This window comes from Acinetobacter sp. I-MWF (assembly GCF_025433935.1).
Lineage (GTDB): Bacteria > Pseudomonadota > Gammaproteobacteria > Pseudomonadales > Moraxellaceae > Acinetobacter > Acinetobacter guillouiae.
This window is the reverse complement of sequence record NZ_JAMBAR010000001.1, coordinates 525,669-542,263: the sequence shown is the minus strand read 5'-3', so window position 1 is coordinate 542,263 and position 16,595 is coordinate 525,669. Positions and strand designations below refer to the sequence as shown.

Sequence of the window (16,595 nt, the reverse complement as noted above, 5' to 3'; positions counted from 1 at the left end):
CGCTCTCTTTTCTATATCAAGCATCCTCTAGCGATAGATCACCAAGTCATTGGGTTCCAAAGTTTAAACTGCTGCCCCAAATGCACATCATCACTCACTTTGTACGGCTCACCTTTGATTTTTTCTTTAGGTTTGATCACACGACCATCTGCAGTCACTTCAGCCACAAAATTAAGGCCTGGAGTTTTCAGTTGAGTCATTGCAATTTCTTTGAGCCCTTGTCGAGTAGGCATTTGCATTAAAGGTCCTACACGTAATAACCCTGCTTCACCATTGGGACCACCGCGAAATTTTTCTTCTTCATATTTGACAAAATATTGCCCGCCAGCTTCCACTGAGAAGTAAGCAACTTTGGGTTTCTGGAAATGAAAAACCGTTAATGGGCGACTGAGACTTAATTTATAGTCACCTTCAGCCAATTCAATCCAGTAATAATGATTACTGATCAAGCTTGGAATTTTCTTACCATTCAGAAAAAAATTGTTTGGAATAATTTCTTGTCTATTCCAACGACTATCCGGTCGATAAAAATACACAATCGCAGCTTGAGGATTCTGAGGCTTAACCAGCTTAAAGTATTGCCCCGGCTTTTGATTGACCCAAGATCCGGTAGAGAATGATGCAACTTTATATTGTTCAAGCTTTTCATGAACCAACGAATCTTCTTTTTTGAAATCGATAGGATCTAAAGTTGAAACAACTTTTGCAGGTTGCTGTTCAACAGATTGATGACTTTGACAAGCTGCCAACCCACAACTGATCAAAACGACTAGACCGATGTAACGCATGATTTTCCCTCACCGCGTATTTTTTATTTTCGTTTTTAATAAACCCTATTGTCTACAGCCAGCTTAACATTTCAATGACCATTTAAAAATAAAAAACGTGCAAATAGTCAAGCTACTTGCACGTTTCAGATGAATTGCACTGAGGATGTATCAGAATCCAGCTTTTAAGCTGATTTTGTATCCAATACCTTCAAATCTACTTTTTCAACTTCAGTATTTTCATGCTTTGGTTGACGTTCAGATTTGAACTCTGGCGCAGCTTTATCGTTAATCACTGCTTCATTGATAATCACAGTACCAATGTCTGAACGACTTGGTAAGTCATACATGGTTTCAAGCAATACATTTTCTAAAATAGAACGCAGACCACGCGCACCTGTATTACGCTCTAACGCTTTTTTCGCGATCGCACGTAAAGCAGAGTCTTCAAAAAGAAGGTCTACATTTTCCATCTCAAAGAGATATTGATACTGACGAGTTAATGCATTTTTTGGTTCAGTTAAAATCTGCATCAAGGCTTCTTGATCAAGCTCTTCAAGGGTTGCAATCACAGGTAAACGACCAATGAACTCTGGAATTAAACCAAATTTCACCAAATCTGCGGCTTCAACTTGACGGAATAATTCAGATACTTTTTTGCTATCGTCTTTATTCTTTACGTCTGCGGTGAAACCAATGCCACCTTTTTCTTGACGTTGTTGAACAACTTTTTCAAGACCAGAGAACGCACCACCACAGATAAACAAGATATTTGCAGTATCAACTTGAATAAACTCTTGCTGTGGATGTTTACGTCCACCTTGAGGCGGAATTGACGCAACAGTACCTTCAATCATTTTCAACAATGCTTGTTGCACGCCCTCACCAGACACATCACGTGTAATCGAAGGGTTTTCAGATTTACGGGTAATCTTGTCAATTTCATCAATATAGATAATACCCTTTTGTGCTTTTTCTACATCGTAATCTGCTTTTTGCAAAAGTTTCTGAATAATGTTTTCAACATCTTCACCAACATAACCAGCTTCGGTCAATGTAGTTGCATCAGCCATTGCAAAAGGTACATCAAGCAAACGCGCAAGTGTCTGTGCAAGCAATGTTTTACCTGAACCTGTCGGTCCAATCAGCAAAATATTACTTTTAGCAATTTCAACCGCATCTTTAGGCTTGTGACCTGTTTGAGATACTTTTAAACGTTTGTAATGGTTATACACTGCTACTGAAAGTGTTTTCTTTGCAGTGTCTTGACCAATTACATATTGGTCCAAAGCCGCACGAATTTCATGTGGTTTTGGCAATGGACGTGTTGCCCAATCGCCTGTTTCCACCTGTTGACTCGTTTGCACTAAGTCTAAGCACACATCCACGCATTCATTACAAATATATGCGTCCTCGCCTGCAATCAGCTTACCGACTTCAGACTGCGTTTTACCGCAAAATGAACAATGCTTTTGTCCTTGAGGAAGATCGGACATTTTCACTCCAAATTCTTAAATCTTATCTATAAATGTTTAGTCTTGAGGTCGTTTACTTAATACCTGATCCACTAAACCATATTCTTTTGCTTGCTGTGCAGTCATAAAATTATCACGATCTGTATCTTTAGCGACAGTTTCGTAATCTTGACCACTATGTTCAGCCATTAAACGATTTAAACGTTCTTTGATGAATAAAATTTCACGTGCGTGAATTTCAATATCCGATGCTTGACCACGGAAACCACCCAATGGTTGGTGAATCATTACACGTGCATTTTCCAAGCAATAACGCTTACCTTTTGCACCAGCATTTAATAAGAAAGCCCCCATAGATGCAGCTTGCCCCATACAATAGGTCACTACATCAGGCTTAATAAATTGCATCGTATCGTAAATTGCCATACCCGCAGTCACTGAACCACCAGGTGAATTGATATATAAATGGATATCTTTATCTGGATTTTCAGCTTCTAAAAACAGCATTTGCGCGACAATAAGATTCGCCATGTTGTCTTCAACTTCACCAGTTAAAAAAATCACACGTTCACGTAAAAGACGTGAAAAAATATCGAAAGAACGCTCACCACGTGAAGATTGTTCTACGACTACTGGCACCAAAGCGCTTTCAATTGATGGAACATACATACGTTATTTATTCCTGAATTCTTGTTACTTCACTCATGTTCACAATATGAGGGATAATTGCTGAAAATGCAAAATATTCCCAACTTAATATCAGATATTTTTTGCATAAGTATTGTGAATGGAATGATTAAATCCATGTTTAAGCTCATAAAAAAAGGCGCCAAAGCGCCTTTTTTTAGATCAAACAACTTAGCCTTGTTGGCGCGCTTGTTGCTCTTTTAACAAATCTTGATAGCTAACAACTTCATCAGTTACTTTAGCAGCAGCTAAGATATGATCAACAACTTGATCTTCTAACACTACGCCTTCGATTTGAGCACGTTGTTGCTTATCAGTTTTGAAATATTCAATCACTTCAGTAGGATCTTCATAAGAAGAAGCCATATCTTCGATATAAGCATCAACACGTGATTGGTCTACCTCAAGTTTAGCATCAGCCAATACTTTGCTTACCAATACACCAAGTTTAACTGCTTTTTCAGCTTGTTCTTTGAACAATTCATCTGGAAGCATGCTGCTATCAAATGCTTTAGCACCTTGAGCACCAAACTGTTGAGTAAATTGTTGAATCATTTGTTGACGTTGACGGTCAATTTCTTGAGCCAACATAGATTCAGGAACTTCTACGTCATTTGCAGCAACAAGTGCATCAAAAGTTGCACCTTTCACTTGGTTACGTAGACCATTTTTTACTTCACGTTCCATGTTTTTGCGAACGTCAGCTTTTAATTTCTCTACGCCTTCTTCTTCAGTTAAACCGAAGATTTTAAGGAATTCAGCATCAATTTCAGGAAGTTTTTGTTTTTCAACAAGTTTAACTGTGATTTTGAATTGAGCTGCTTTACCTGCTAAGTTTTCAGCTTGATAGTCTTCAGGGAAAGTTACATCAATCACTTTCTCTTCGCCTTTCTTCATACCAACGATACCGTCTTCGAAGCCAGGGATCATACGACCAGAACCTAAAACAAGTTTAAAGTCTTCAGCAGCACCGCCTTCAAACTTCTCACCATCAACAGTACCTTCAAAATCGAAAGTTACTTGCATGTCTTTTTTAGCCATGCCTTTAGTTTCAGTCCATTCAGCGCGTTGCTTTTGAAGGTTTTCAAGCATTGCATCAACGTCTTTATCTGTTACTTCAGACGATTTACGTGATACTTCAAGACCTTCAAATTTAGCTTCAACTTCAGGATAAACTTCAACTGTAGCTTGATAAACTAAAGCATCATCTTTGTTTTCAACTTTGTCGATGTTTGGCATACCAACAGCGTTGATTTTTTCTTGTTGAATTGCTTCAAATACTGTGTCACGAATGATGTCGTTTACAACTTCTTGGTAAATACCAGCGCCGTATTCACGACGTACAACGTTTACTGGCACTTTACCTTGACGGAAGCCGTTGATCTTCACAGTTTTGGCAGTGCGTTTCAAGCGAGCTTCAAACTGCTCGTTAATACGGCTCGTCGGTACAGATACATTTAAACGACGGGCAACGCCCGAAACCGCTTCAGAAGTTACTTGCATGGCTTCCTCGATAGAATTTAATAATTACAGTTTTTCAAAAAGTGCCACATTATATGACAACATTTGAATATATACAAAACACCTGTGTAAATCATTTTATTTCGGTTACGGATTTCCCCATTATGTCGCTTTTTTAAACCAATCCCCTTCTTTGCAGCCAAAAGCCAGAAATCCGCATATTTTGAGAAATTTACCAAATTCAAATGCTTTAGTGACAATAGAATAAATTTATTTACATTTTGAAATATCTATAAATAAAACTAAATAAATAAAATTCAAAAAGTTAAGTGAAAATTCAACATATTTTCAATTCATTTTCTCATCATAAACTTTTAAAACTATCGACAAATTCAATTTCAAACAGATGAAATAAACAATAAGAATCATTATTATTCGCATACAAATTTGCACTACTCTTAGTGAGTTTAAGTATGTCTTTTATCAAATCACGCAAAAAGATTGTTACTACAGCAATCGCTTCATCTCTTTCAGTTATTGCAACGTCAGCCATCGCTCAAGACGAAATCGCAAAACTACCAACAATTAAAGCACAAGCAACGACTGAACAAGGTTTAAAAGTAGATCAGTCTGCCAATACAAAATTTGTTGCGCCACTTTTGGATACACCTAAATCTGTATCTGTTATTTCAAAACAGCTGATTCAAGATACTCAAGTAACAACACTTGCAGATGCACTTCGTACAGTTCCAGGAATTACCCTTGGTGCTGGTGAAGGTGGTAACCCAAATGGTGATCGTCCATTTATTCGTGGTTATAACTCTGAAAGTTCTATGTTTGTGGATGGTGTGCGTAATTCCACTTCACAAAACCGTGAAATGTTTGCAGTAGAACAAGTAGAAGTCATAAAAGGGTCAGCATCTTCACTTGGTGGTGCTGGTTCGGTTGGTGGTAGTGTAAACATGATTTCTAAAGTCGCTAAAAAAGGCGATGCTTTAGAAGGCTCTGTTGCGGGTGGTACAGATAACTACCAACGTATTACCCTAGATGGCAATAAAGATTTTGGCAATGGGATTGCTGCTCGTATTGCAGTAATGGGACACCAAAATGAGAAAGCGGGTCAACATGACGGCGCAGAATATAAACGTGCTGGTATTGCGCCAAGTATTACTTTTGGCTTAGACACTGCGACTCGTGCGACGTTAAGTTACTACTATTTAAAGTCAGACGATACACCAGATTCGGGTGTGCCATATAATTATGATGCTTCGAAAAAAGCAACTTTTGGTAAGCCTGTAGATGTTAAACAAGGCATTTACTATGGTTTACATGATCGTGATTTTCAAAAACAAGAAAACCAAATTGGTACAATTAAATTAGAACATGATTTAACTGACAATTTAACCATTACCAATACTGCAGTGTATAACAAGTCAACGAATGATTATCTTTGGACTCAACCAGATGACTCAAAAGGTAATGTCCTAAATGATAAAGTTTGGCGTCGTATTAACTCACGTATTACTGACACAGATATTTTCACAGATCAACTTGCATTGACTGGTAAATTTAACACTGGTGCAATTAAGCATAAGTTTAATGTTGGTGCAGAATATAGTGATCAAAAATCAGATAAAGGTAGCTATACAACTACTTATCCAGGTTATACAGGTACTACAACTGGTGGTTTCAACAGCGATTGTAAAATCAATGATGCATGGTGTACGTCTTTAACAAATCCAAATTCGAAAGAAGAATGGTTAGGTTCAGCAGTTGCCAATCGTAATACCACTACAACCACAACAAAAGTTACATCAGTTTATTTGCTTGACAATATTGAATTTAATCCACAATGGCTACTTGACCTAGGTGTTCGTTGGGACAAATTTGACACTGAACAAGTGACGAATGCAACAGGCGCTAAACTAGAAAATAATAAAGACTTTTTTACTTACCAAGCTGGTTTGACATATAAACCTATGAAAAATGGTTCGATCTATGCAAGCTATGCAACATCAGCTAACCCAGTGGGTGTTGATGGTGGTGATGGTTCGGAAGCGATCGGACAAGCTTATATGGACTTAAAGCCAGAAGAAGCACGTACCTATGAAGTTGGAACTAAATGGGACCTCTTCAATGATCGCTTAAACTTGACAGCTGCTGTATTCCGTACAGAAAAACAAAATACTCGTATCCAATTAGATGCTGGCACCTACACCAACGGTGGTGAAAGTAAAGTTGATGGTGTTGAACTTAGTGCTACAGGTAAAATTACAGACAAATGGGATATTACGGCTGGATACTCTTATCTAGACAGTGAAATGACCAATCCTGGCCCGTCATGTAATCGTGCTGGAACATGTACATACCCTAACCCAGCGAAAGGCAAACAACTTCCTAACGTACCTAAAAACTCTGCAACACTTTGGACAACGTATCAAGTTCTTCCACAGTTAACTGTTGGTGCTGGTGCATTAGGTATGGACAAAGTCTATGGTGATGCTGCGAATACTAAGTATGTATCTGGCTATGTCCGTTATGATGCAATGGCTCGTTACAATGTTAACAAAAATGTTGATTTACAGCTTAATGTAAACAACCTTTCAGACAAGCGTTATTTTACTAAAGCCTATGCATCTCACTATGCAACAGAAGCTGAAGGCCGTAATGCTGTCTTATCAATTAACTTTAAATATTAATAGTTAATACTTTAAAAATTAAAGTGAAATGGCTCCTGTTCATAGGGGCCATTTTTTACCTATAATTTAGCTTGTTGTGTCTTTTATTAAAGATAAATCTCATTGTTATTAACCCTTACTAAAAAATAATTCTATAATTTCCAATAGTTACTTTTTACCAATCATTAAAAATACTTTAGATTTCAGCAATATGATCAAACTCCATCAATCATATCTCCTATAGCTTTCTTTAATTATATTGAATGAATTAAACAGTTTTTCCGTATGAATAATCACTTACTATTTATTGTGAATGAAAATAATTATCATTAGAATTCGCAACACTAGTTACATACCTTAACAATTTCTCCATTATTGCGTCATGAAGTTTCCTGAGCAGTATTGGTTAAGTTTGACACAACCTGCGATGGACGCAAAAAATGGCTCAAAAAAATTCTGTAAAAAACAAAAAAGTTAAAACAGTTGCACTTGCAATTGCTTTACCCAACCTAGCTTTTGCAGCAACTGAAGATACAACTATACAGCTCCCGACGATTCAAGCTCGAGCAGAACAAAATACTGCATATTTAGCAGCAAAAACATCCTCGACTAAGCGTACAGAAACCATTTTAGATACAGCTAAAACCGTTCAGGTCATCACGGAAAAAGCACTCAAAGATCAAGGCTTACTTTCACTACAACAAGCCCTTGCAACAACTCCAGGCATTAGTTTTGGTGCTGGCGAAGGTGGTGGTGGTTATGGCGATAAAATCAACCTACGGGGTTATGATGCAACCTATAACACAACTGTAGATGGCTTACGTGATGCAGCATTAACTAACCGTTCTGATTTATTCAACTATGAAGCTGTTGAAATCATCAAAGGTGCGAACTCTGTTGAAAATGGTGTAGGACAAATCAGTGGTGGTGTCAATTTAGTCTCTAAAACGCCTAAGAATCGTGACAGCAATGAAGTTACTTTAGGTTTTGGTTCAGATAGCTATAAACGCTTTACAGGTGATTTTAATAAAGTTGTAGATGAAGATTTAGCATTTCGTTTAAATGTAATGGGACATCAAAATACCTATGCAGGTCGTGATGAAGAAATGAAACGTTGGGGAATTGCACCTTCGGTTACTTTTGGAATCAGTGATACCACGAAGGCAACTTTATCGTACTTATATCAAAAAGATGAAAATGATCCACAGTACGGCGTGCCTTATTATAATGGCAAACCAGTCAAAGGGATTTCAGATAAAAATAACTATGGCTATAGCAACTTAGATCAACAAGATATTGAAAATCAGGTTGTCACATTTAAAGTAGAAAGCGAGATCAGTCCCAACGCAAAACTGAACTCCATTACTCGTTATAGTGATATTCAACAAAAAGCGACTGTTTCTGCACCACAAGGAACATTCTGTTTAGCAGATGGCACATCACCAACAGCATTGACCAATACCAACCAAACTGGCTATAAAAATTGTAATGTAACTTCTGGTTCAACCACGATTACTGTTCCAAAGGGTTCATATTATATTTCTGGCCCACGTGGTTATTATCGTGATACCCATAATAAGCAATTTGCCAATGACACCAACATCAATGTGCAATTCAAAACTGGCGTTGTCGATCATGCTCTTGTCGCTGGGGTGGGCTTTAGTCGTGAAGACTATGCGATTACCACAGCTGGCTATTTATATAATTCAAATGGTTCATCAGCAGGCAGTTCTATTACTAACCCACTTTACATGGATGTATACAATCCAGATAACTTTTGGCATGGTCCAACAAACTTCCGTAAAACTGGTGTTGCTGAAGGCTACTTAAATGTTTATTCAGCGTATTTGTTTGATACTTTAAAGTTTGGTGAACAATGGTTACTTAACCTTGGTGTGCGTAATGATTATACTGACGGTCAATATCGTTCGGATACTATTTCAACAACCAATGCAACTGTAACGCGTGGTCAAAACTATAAACAGTCTGATAATTTAATTTCCTATAATGCTGGTTTGACATTTAAACCAACACCAGCAACCAGTCTTTATTTATCTTATGCTAATGCTCAAAAGCCAGTACAAAATACTGCAAGTGGTGGCTGCTCTCAAACTATTACCAACAATGCAATCACAGCAAATTCTTGCAATACAGACCCTGAGAATGCAGTTGCCTATGAAGTGGGGGCAAAATGGCAAGCAAATCCTAACTTCTTAGTGTCTGCCGCAGTATTTCGCAATGAACAAGATAAAGTCCGTGTAACCAATGATATACCTGGACAACCAGATGCAAAATTAGATGGTAAAAACTATGTCCAAGGTGTTGAACTTGGTTTAGCGGGTGAAATTACACCAAAATGGAACATCACCGCTAGTGCTGCTTATATGGAAGGAGAATATGACCAAACTAAAGTCAATGGTTCGCCGAATATTGACTTCCAAAAAGGTGACAAGTTGGTCAATGTGCCTAAAGTTTCAGGCAGCTTATGGACAACGTATCAATTCAATGATCAGTGGCAAGCTGGCTATGGCTTAACCTATCAAGGTGAAATGTATTTAAGCACACGTTCAGCGACGAATAATCTTGTGCCGCAGGTCAAGTCTGAAGATTATGTGATTCACAATGCTTCTGTAACCTACAGCTACAACAAAGATTTAAGTTTCCAATTATTGGGGCAAAACTTAAGTGATGAGAAGTACTATACTCATATCCGCAACAATGGTTGGGCAATGCCTGGTGAGGGTCGCAAAGGCGTATTCAACATCAACTATAAGTTCTAAGATTTAATCAATCTATGTTAAAATTCAGCGTCTGATTCATCAGGCGCTGTTTCTTTTTTGGGGAAGAAAATCATGATTTTACATATTCCAAATTTACTCAGTCTGGATGAACTGAATCATTGTCGTCAGACACTTTCTCAAGCAGAGTGGACAGATGGAAAAGCAACAACAGGCTATCAATCTGCGCATTTAAAAAATAATTTACAACTGGCTCAAGATTCTCAACAAGCATTAGAGCTTGGACAAATCATTCAAAATGCTGCCAACGCAAATCCTTTGTTCTTTAGTGCCGCACTTCCAAAAACATTTTTACCTCCGCTGTTTAATTGTTATCAACACGGTGGAAATTTTGGGATGCATGTTGATAATGCTATCCGTCGCCATCCTCAACTCAATCAGTACTTAAGGACAGATGTGTCTTGCACTGTTTTTCTCACCAATCCCGATGAATATGATGGCGGTGAACTGGTGATCGAAGACACTTTTGGTACACAAGAAGTAAAACTTCCAGCTGGCGATGCAATTGTCTATTCTTCTACCAGTTTACATCAGGTCAACCCAGTCACTGAAGGTGCACGTATTGCCTCGTTCTTTTGGGTACAAAGCTTTGTATCGTCCGATGCGCAACGACGAATTCTCTTTGACTTAGATCAAAATATTCAAAAGCTGACCATCGAGCTATCTGCTACACATGAGCAAGTGATCAGTCTTACGGGGATCTATCACAACCTCCTACGCGAATGGAGTGATTTATAAATTTTAGCTTGCAAGTCATTATTGTAACGAAAGTGTTTTGTATAAATTTGGACAATCAATAAATGAGTAAAAAAATCCAAGCACCACTCACTCAAATTCCAGCATATTTACAGACCATTGCGGATTACGAGAAACAAGCAGAACAGCATCTGCCTGAAAACACTTGGCACTATTTGCAAGGTGGGGCGATGGATGAGCAAAGTGTTCAAGAAAACTTACAACAATTTAAAAATATTCAACTGATTCCAAGACTGCTCAATGACTTAACTCAAGGCTCGACCGAATGTGAGATTTTAGGACAAAATTTTCCTCATCCAATTTTTCTTGCACCGATTGGACATCAACAATTGTTCCACCCAGAGGGCGAAGCTGCGGCTGCACTGGCAGCCGAAGTTTTAGGAAGTAATATTGTACTGAGCACTTTCACCAATACCGATATGCGAAGTTTAAAACAAGAAAACCCGCTGAAATGGTTCCAACTGTATTGGCAAGGTGATCGTGAAAAATCATTGGCCTTAGTTCGACTCGCAGAACAACAAAATTTTAAAGCACTTGTGATTACAGTAGATTCACCGCATACAGGGATTCGTGATCGTGATCGTCGGGTGAATTTTCAATTGCCAGAAGGCATGCAACACCCCCATACACCCACCCACATTCCCCTGCCCGAAATTTCTGAGCATCAACATCCTGTATTCAACGGTTTAATGCAAATTGCACCCAAATGGGCAGATATCGAATTTATAATTGCCCATAGCCATTTGCCTGTAATTTTAAAGGGTGTGCTACATCCACTCGATGCAAAAAAAGCAGTCGAAATCGGCGTAAAAGGCTTAATCGTTTCTAATCATGGCGGACGAGTACTCAATACGAGTATTTCCCCACTGATCGCCTTAGCAAAAATTAAGGCAGTTGTTCCTCATGATTTTCCTTTGCTTTTGGATGGTGGAATCCGTCGTGGTACCGATATATTTAAAGCATTGGCATTAGGCGCATCTGCGGTGCTGATTGGCCGTCCTGCGATCTACGGGCTCTCTGTTGCTGGTGCTTTAGGTGTCGCCCATGTAATTAAAATTTTAAAGGAAGAATTTGAAATTACCATGGCATTAATGGGAACTGCTACCGTAAAAGAAATCAATCAAGAATATATTTTTCAAGATTAAGTCATTCAAAGGAAATTTTTCTCTCAACTGATATTTTTTATGCAAATTAAGGAAATTATTTCCAAGATAATTGTTTTAGAATTAATCTCAAGTTAAACCATTTGTAAGTTATCAGTGTTTAGATTTATCTCGTGCTACCCACGTATAAGTTTATGAAAATTTACTGTGTTTTCATCTTAAAAACACTTGTAAATTGAACAGATAGACACAATCTATATTTGTAGTAAGTTGCCTTTACCCAAGAGACGAGCAACAACAACTACACAAGGAGTTCCCTCATGATGTTGGCTGATCCAAGTAAAAAATATCGTCGCATGTATCAACGTGTAGACTTGCCTGACCGTCAATGGCCAAATAACGAAATCAATAAAGCGCCAATTTGGATGAGTACCGACCTTCGTGATGGTAACCAAGCGATTTTCGAGCCAATGAACATTGAGCAAAAATTCAAAATGTTCGAAATGTTGGTCAAAATCGGCTTTAAACATATTGAAATTGGCTTTCCTTCAGCATCACAAGTTGATTTTGATTTCACTCGTAAGTTGATTGAAGAAGGTCATATTCCAGATGACGTTTATATCGAAGTCTTGGTGCAAGCGCGTGATCATTTAATTGCACGTACCTTTGAAGCCTTACAAGGTGCGAAACGTGCCATTGTGCATATCTATAACTCGAACTCACCCACTTTCCGTAAAAAAGTATTGAATGTTGATGTCAATGGTGCAAAACAATTGGCCATCAATGCAGCAAGCAAAGTAAAAGAATATGCAGCAAAACAGCCTGAAACTGAATTTATTTTCCAGTACAGCCCAGAATGTTTTACAGCAACAGAATTAGAGGTTGCTAAAGATGTCTGTGATGCAGTGACTGAAATTTGGGAAGCATCGCCTGACAATAAAGTCATTTTAAACTTACCTGCAACTGTTGAGGTTTCAGGTCCGCATGTCTATGCCGACCAAATCGAATGGATGCATCGTAATTTGCAACGTCGTGATGGTGTGATTATTTCAGTACATTGTCACAATGACCGTGGTTGTGGTATTGCAGCATCTGAGTTAGCGATCATGGCTGGTGCTGATCGTGTTGAAGGTTGTGTATTTGGGAATGGTGAACGTACTGGTAACGTAGACGTTGCTGCAATTGCATTAAACATGTACACACAAGGTGTAGCATGTGAGTTAGATTTCTCAAACATTAATGAAATTATTGCCACAATAGAAGAATGTACTGGTTTACCTGTACATCCACGTCACCCATATGCTGGTGATTTGGTTTTTACTGCTTTCTCTGGTTCTCACCAAGATGCAATTAAAAAAGGCTTTGAGTTCCAAAAAGACGAAGAAATTTGGGATATGCCTTATTTACCGATCGACCCTAAAGACTTAGGTCGTGATTATGATGCAGTGATCCGTGTCAACTCACAGTCGGGTAAAGGCGGTATTGCCTACTTATTAGAGTCAAACTATAACGTGGTTTTACCTCGTCGCTTACAGATTGAATTCTCACAAATTGTTCAGCAAGTTGCAGATGAAGAAGGCGTTGAAGTTTCAGCTCAACAAATTTGGACCTTGTTTAAAGACACCTATGTTGCTGCAAAAGATGCACATTATTCAGCGAAAAATTATAGATTGTCAGATGAAAATGGTAGCCAAGTGATTGAGCTTGATGTGGTCATCAATGGTGAAACTCAGCGCTTACGTGGTGAAGGGAATGGTCCAATTTCTGCGATTTTAAATGCACTTCAATTACCAATTGATGTCTTAAACTACGAAGAACGTAGTATCAGTTCAGGCGCACATGCAAAAGCGTTGGCATTGATCGAACTTCAAGTCCAAGGCACAGGTAAATCTGCATTCGGTGCTGGTGTACATGACAATATCGTCACCTCTTCAATTGAAGCAATCATTGCGGCAACCAATCGTTTAATTGACCAAGGTGTTTTAAGTACTGAACAAGTCATCGCTGCTGCTGTATAAGCGATATCAATTAAAAGACTTTAGAAAGGATGCCCCCTAGTGGTATCCTTTCTTTTATTTATTGATGTTATCAAGCAATCACTTCAAACAGCTTTATATCTTTTAAAGATAATGTATAGATAAAAGATACGTGAAAATTTTATCCATGATTGTTTGAGGTCAGACTGGTGTTGGCGAGTAGTGAACACGTTTGGCGATGAGAAGCAAAGTTTGACAAGATCGCTCTCTTATAAAGCTTAAGCTTTTTATTTTTTTCGAAAGAAGAATACGTTGAGCTTCAGCAAAGTCAAAACACTCATTGTGACGCTACTAGACATCATCACTCATCATGAAGTGAACTTTAATGATAAAAGCTATTGTGAAAACCATGGAATATCATTAATTTATTAGCCATACAGATGACTTAGATATCTCTAATATCCGTAATTTATCGACCTTCTAAAATTTTAAGGTGAACATTTCCAGTGTCTTTTCCAGCTGATTCAGTGGGGCTCGTTACTCCACAAAAGTTTGAATTTGAAGAACCGTTAGAGCTTGAGTGTGGTCGAGTATTGCCACGCTATGAAATCATGGTGGAAACCTATGGTGAGCTCAATGCAGATAAATCAAATGGAATTTTGATTTGCCATGCACTTTCAGGGCATCATCATGCGGCTGGCTATCACCATGAAGACGATAAAAAAACAGGCTGGTGGGATGCATGTATTGGGCCGGGTAAAGCCATTGATACCTCGAAGTTTTTCGTGGTCGCACTCAACAATATTGGAGGTTGTAGTGGCTCAACGGGACCCACTTCACCTAACCCTGAAAATGAAAATCGCCCATACGGTCCCGACTTTCCATTAGTGACTGTACGTGATTGGGTTAAAACCCAAGCCCTCCTCTCTGACCGCTTAGGGATAGATGTTTGGTATTCAATCATTGGTGGTTCTTTAGGTGGCATGCAGGCTTTACAATGGTCAGTGGATTATCCTGACCGTTTACAAAAATGTGTCATCATTGCCAGCGCACCAAAACTTTCCGCACAAAATATTGCATTTAACGAAGTAGCGCGTCAGTCTATTTTATCTGATCCAGATTTTCACAATGGCCGTTATTTAGAACTCGATAGTTATCCAAAACGTGGCTTAATTTTGGCACGTATGGTGGGTCATATTACCTACCTCTCTGAAGAAGCAATGAAACAAAAATTTGGCCGTGATTTAAAATCAGGCAAGTTTATGTATGGTTTCGATGTTGAGTTCCAAGTTGAAAGCTATCTGCGTTATCAAGGCGAACAATTCAGCCGTAACTTTGATGCCAATACTTATCTGATCATGACCAAAGCCCTGGATTATTTCGATCCATCACGTGAATATGAACAGTCACTGACGAAAGCCCTATCTAATACCAAATGCCGCTTTTTAGTGGTGTCATTTACAACAGACTGGCGTTTTAGCCCAGAACGTTCGCAAGAGATTGTTAATGCATTGATTACCAATCAAAAGCCTGTGAGTTATTTGGATATTGATGCTGAGCAGGGCCATGACTCATTCCTATTCCCTATCCCCTTGTACGTCAAATCCTTACGTGCATTTTTAGGTGGTATTGAACACCTTCATTCAACACCTAAGGAGGCTTTGTAATGCGTATTGACCAACAACTTGCAGAAAAATGGATCAATGCTGGTGCGAGTGTGCTCGATTTAGGTTGTGGTGATGGCGAATTATTGTCACAAATGAGCAAAAAACAGCAAATTCATGCTTACGGGCTAGAAATCGATCAAGAAAAGATTGCAATTGCCGTCAGCAAAGGGTTAAATATTATACAACAAGACTTAAACCTCGGTTTGGGACGCTTTGCCGACCAGTCTTTTGACTATGTGGTTATGGCACAAGCTTTGCAAGCTGTAGATGCACCTGATGTGCTTCTGCGCGATATGGTGCGTGTGGGGAAACAAGCAATTATTACGTTTCCTAACTTTGCGTATTGGAAAACACGGTCTTTCCTTGCACTGAAAGGCAAGATGCCTGTTTCTGATGCCTTACCGTATATGTGGTACAATACACCTAATATCCACTTATGCACCTTTCGTGATTTTGAAGCATTATGTGCTGAAAATCAGATTCAAATTATTGATCGACTCGCTGTAAATGGGAACCAACAAGGTAGCTTTTTAAGTAAAGCCATACCGAATTTGTTCGGCGAAGTCGCTATTTATCGAGTGAGCGCTCTATGAAGAAATTATTATTAGGCAGTACGTTATTTTTTGGGCTAGTGAGTATTCAAGCCCATGCGGACTATGTACCGCAGCAACAACAATCTGTATCAGCAATGGCAGCGCAATATGCACATATGAATGTGACAGATTTGCAAAAAGCAGCCAAAGCTGGTCAACCTGCTGCACAATTTTATTTAGCAACACATTACCAGGCTGGTACTGGCGGTGTATCTAAAGACATTAAACAAGCATTTACATGGTTTAAAGCTGCGGCTGACCAAGGTATTTCTGCGGCTCAGTTAAATGTTGGTCGTATGTATGCTGATGGTTTAGGCGTTTCTAAAAGCGAAACATCTGCACGTCAATACTTTGAAAAAGCAGCAAGCCACGGCGATAACCGTGCAAGCTTTAATCTTGCGGTGATGGAAGAGCAAAAGAAAAACTACATGGGCGCTTATCAGTGGTATGAGCTTTCTACACGTGATGGTATGTTAGACAATAAAGTAATTAACATGTCGCAAACCAAGAAAACTGCTTTGGCTGCTAACTTAACTCAAGACCAAATTCGTACTGCAACACAACGTGCAGATCAATGGATTCAAGCTCAATAATTTGATTCTCATCAATCATAAAAGCACCTTCGGGTGCTTTT

The 16,595-nt window shown here is 38.7% G+C and carries 12 protein-coding genes; 8 read left to right on the top strand and 4 right to left on the bottom strand.

Features of this window, described 5'->3' with window-relative positions; all coding sequences use genetic code 11:
* Positions 1 to 38: 38 nt before the first annotated feature.
* From M2R48_RS02630 to tig, 4 genes are all read right to left on the bottom strand, one after another.
* Positions 39 to 788 carry a DUF2846 domain-containing protein gene (locus M2R48_RS02630; RefSeq protein ID WP_004726536.1) on the bottom strand — a complete coding sequence of 250 codons (750 nt, stop codon included), beginning with the start codon at positions 786 to 788 and terminating at the stop codon, positions 39 to 41.
* A 164-nt stretch (positions 789 to 952) separates the two neighbouring features.
* On the bottom strand, positions 953 to 2,263 hold the full coding sequence (gene clpX, locus M2R48_RS02625) for an ATP-dependent Clp protease ATP-binding subunit ClpX (RefSeq protein WP_034609735.1): 1,311 nt from the start codon (positions 2,261 to 2,263) through the stop codon (positions 953 to 955).
* 36 nt (positions 2,264 to 2,299) lie between these two features.
* Positions 2,300 to 2,911, bottom strand: a complete 612-nt coding sequence (gene clpP, locus M2R48_RS02620) for an ATP-dependent Clp endopeptidase proteolytic subunit ClpP (protein WP_004726532.1) — start codon at positions 2,909 to 2,911, stop codon at positions 2,300 to 2,302.
* Positions 2,912 to 3,100: 189 nt separating this feature from the next.
* Positions 3,101 to 4,432 carry a trigger factor gene (gene tig / locus M2R48_RS02615; protein WP_004726530.1) on the bottom strand — a complete coding sequence of 444 codons (1,332 nt, stop codon included), beginning with the start codon at positions 4,430 to 4,432 and terminating at the stop codon, positions 3,101 to 3,103.
* A 431-nt stretch (positions 4,433 to 4,863) separates the two neighbouring features.
* On the opposite strand from tig, the gene M2R48_RS02610 reads away from it, so the two are divergent.
* From M2R48_RS02610 to M2R48_RS02575, 8 genes are all read left to right on the top strand, one after another.
* On the top strand, positions 4,864 to 7,089 hold the full coding sequence (locus tag M2R48_RS02610; RefSeq protein ID WP_224964712.1) for a TonB-dependent receptor: 2,226 nt from the start codon (positions 4,864 to 4,866) through the stop codon (positions 7,087 to 7,089).
* A 419-nt stretch (positions 7,090 to 7,508) separates the two neighbouring features.
* Complete coding sequence (locus M2R48_RS02605; protein ID WP_262084995.1) at positions 7,509 to 9,848, top strand: TonB-dependent receptor; 2,340 nt, start codon at positions 7,509 to 7,511, stop codon at positions 9,846 to 9,848.
* 72 nt (positions 9,849 to 9,920) lie between these two features.
* Positions 9,921 to 10,604 (top strand): Fe2+-dependent dioxygenase, encoded by a 684-nt coding sequence (locus M2R48_RS02600; protein ID WP_239046491.1) that lies wholly within the window; start codon positions 9,921 to 9,923, stop codon positions 10,602 to 10,604.
* Between the two features lie 62 nt (positions 10,605 to 10,666).
* Entirely contained in the window at positions 10,667 to 11,767 is a 1,101-nt protein-coding gene (locus M2R48_RS02595) for an alpha-hydroxy acid oxidase (protein WP_262084994.1), read from the top strand.
* A gap of 278 nt (positions 11,768 to 12,045) precedes the next feature.
* Positions 12,046 to 13,743, top strand: coding sequence for a 2-isopropylmalate synthase (gene leuA, locus M2R48_RS02590; RefSeq protein ID WP_004818892.1), 1,698 nt, complete (start codon positions 12,046 to 12,048; stop codon positions 13,741 to 13,743).
* Between the two features lie 464 nt (positions 13,744 to 14,207).
* On the top strand, positions 14,208 to 15,368 hold the full coding sequence (locus tag M2R48_RS02585; RefSeq protein WP_004818891.1) for a homoserine O-acetyltransferase: 1,161 nt from the start codon (positions 14,208 to 14,210) through the stop codon (positions 15,366 to 15,368).
* A complete protein-coding gene (gene metW / locus M2R48_RS02580) occupies positions 15,368 to 15,961 on the top strand; it encodes a methionine biosynthesis protein MetW (protein ID WP_004726517.1) in 594 nt (197 codons plus the stop codon). The genes M2R48_RS02585 and metW overlap by 1 nt, the downstream gene beginning before the upstream one ends.
* On the top strand, positions 15,958 to 16,554 hold the full coding sequence (locus tag M2R48_RS02575; RefSeq protein WP_262084993.1) for a tetratricopeptide repeat protein: 597 nt from the start codon (positions 15,958 to 15,960) through the stop codon (positions 16,552 to 16,554). The genes metW and M2R48_RS02575 overlap by 4 nt, the downstream gene beginning before the upstream one ends.
* Positions 16,555 to 16,595 lie beyond the last annotated feature (41 nt).

Bases quoted from the DNA above. Each gene is read 5' to 3' on its own strand.
- M2R48_RS02630 (WP_004726536.1), bottom strand. From the start codon at position 788: ATGCGTTACATCGGTCTAGTCGTTTTGATCAGTTGTGGGTTGGCAGCT.
- clpX (WP_034609735.1), bottom strand. From the start codon at position 2,263: ATGTCCGATCTTCCTCAAGGACAAAAGCATTGTTCATTTTGCGGTAAA.
- clpP (WP_004726532.1), bottom strand. From the start codon at position 2,911: ATGTATGTTCCATCAATTGAAAGCGCTTTGGTGCCAGTAGTCGTAGAA.
- tig (WP_004726530.1), bottom strand. From the start codon at position 4,432: ATGCAAGTAACTTCTGAAGCGGTTTCGGGCGTTGCCCGTCGTTTAAAT.
- M2R48_RS02610 (WP_224964712.1), top strand. From the start codon at position 4,864: ATGTCTTTTATCAAATCACGCAAAAAGATTGTTACTACAGCAATCGCT.
- M2R48_RS02605 (WP_262084995.1), top strand. From the start codon at position 7,509: ATGGCTCAAAAAAATTCTGTAAAAAACAAAAAAGTTAAAACAGTTGCA.
- M2R48_RS02600 (WP_239046491.1), top strand. From the start codon at position 9,921: ATGATTTTACATATTCCAAATTTACTCAGTCTGGATGAACTGAATCAT.
- M2R48_RS02595 (WP_262084994.1), top strand. From the start codon at position 10,667: ATGAGTAAAAAAATCCAAGCACCACTCACTCAAATTCCAGCATATTTA.
- leuA (WP_004818892.1), top strand. From the start codon at position 12,046: ATGATGTTGGCTGATCCAAGTAAAAAATATCGTCGCATGTATCAACGT.
- metW (WP_004726517.1), top strand. From the start codon at position 15,368: ATGCGTATTGACCAACAACTTGCAGAAAAATGGATCAATGCTGGTGCG.
- M2R48_RS02575 (WP_262084993.1), top strand. From the start codon at position 15,958: ATGAAGAAATTATTATTAGGCAGTACGTTATTTTTTGGGCTAGTGAGT.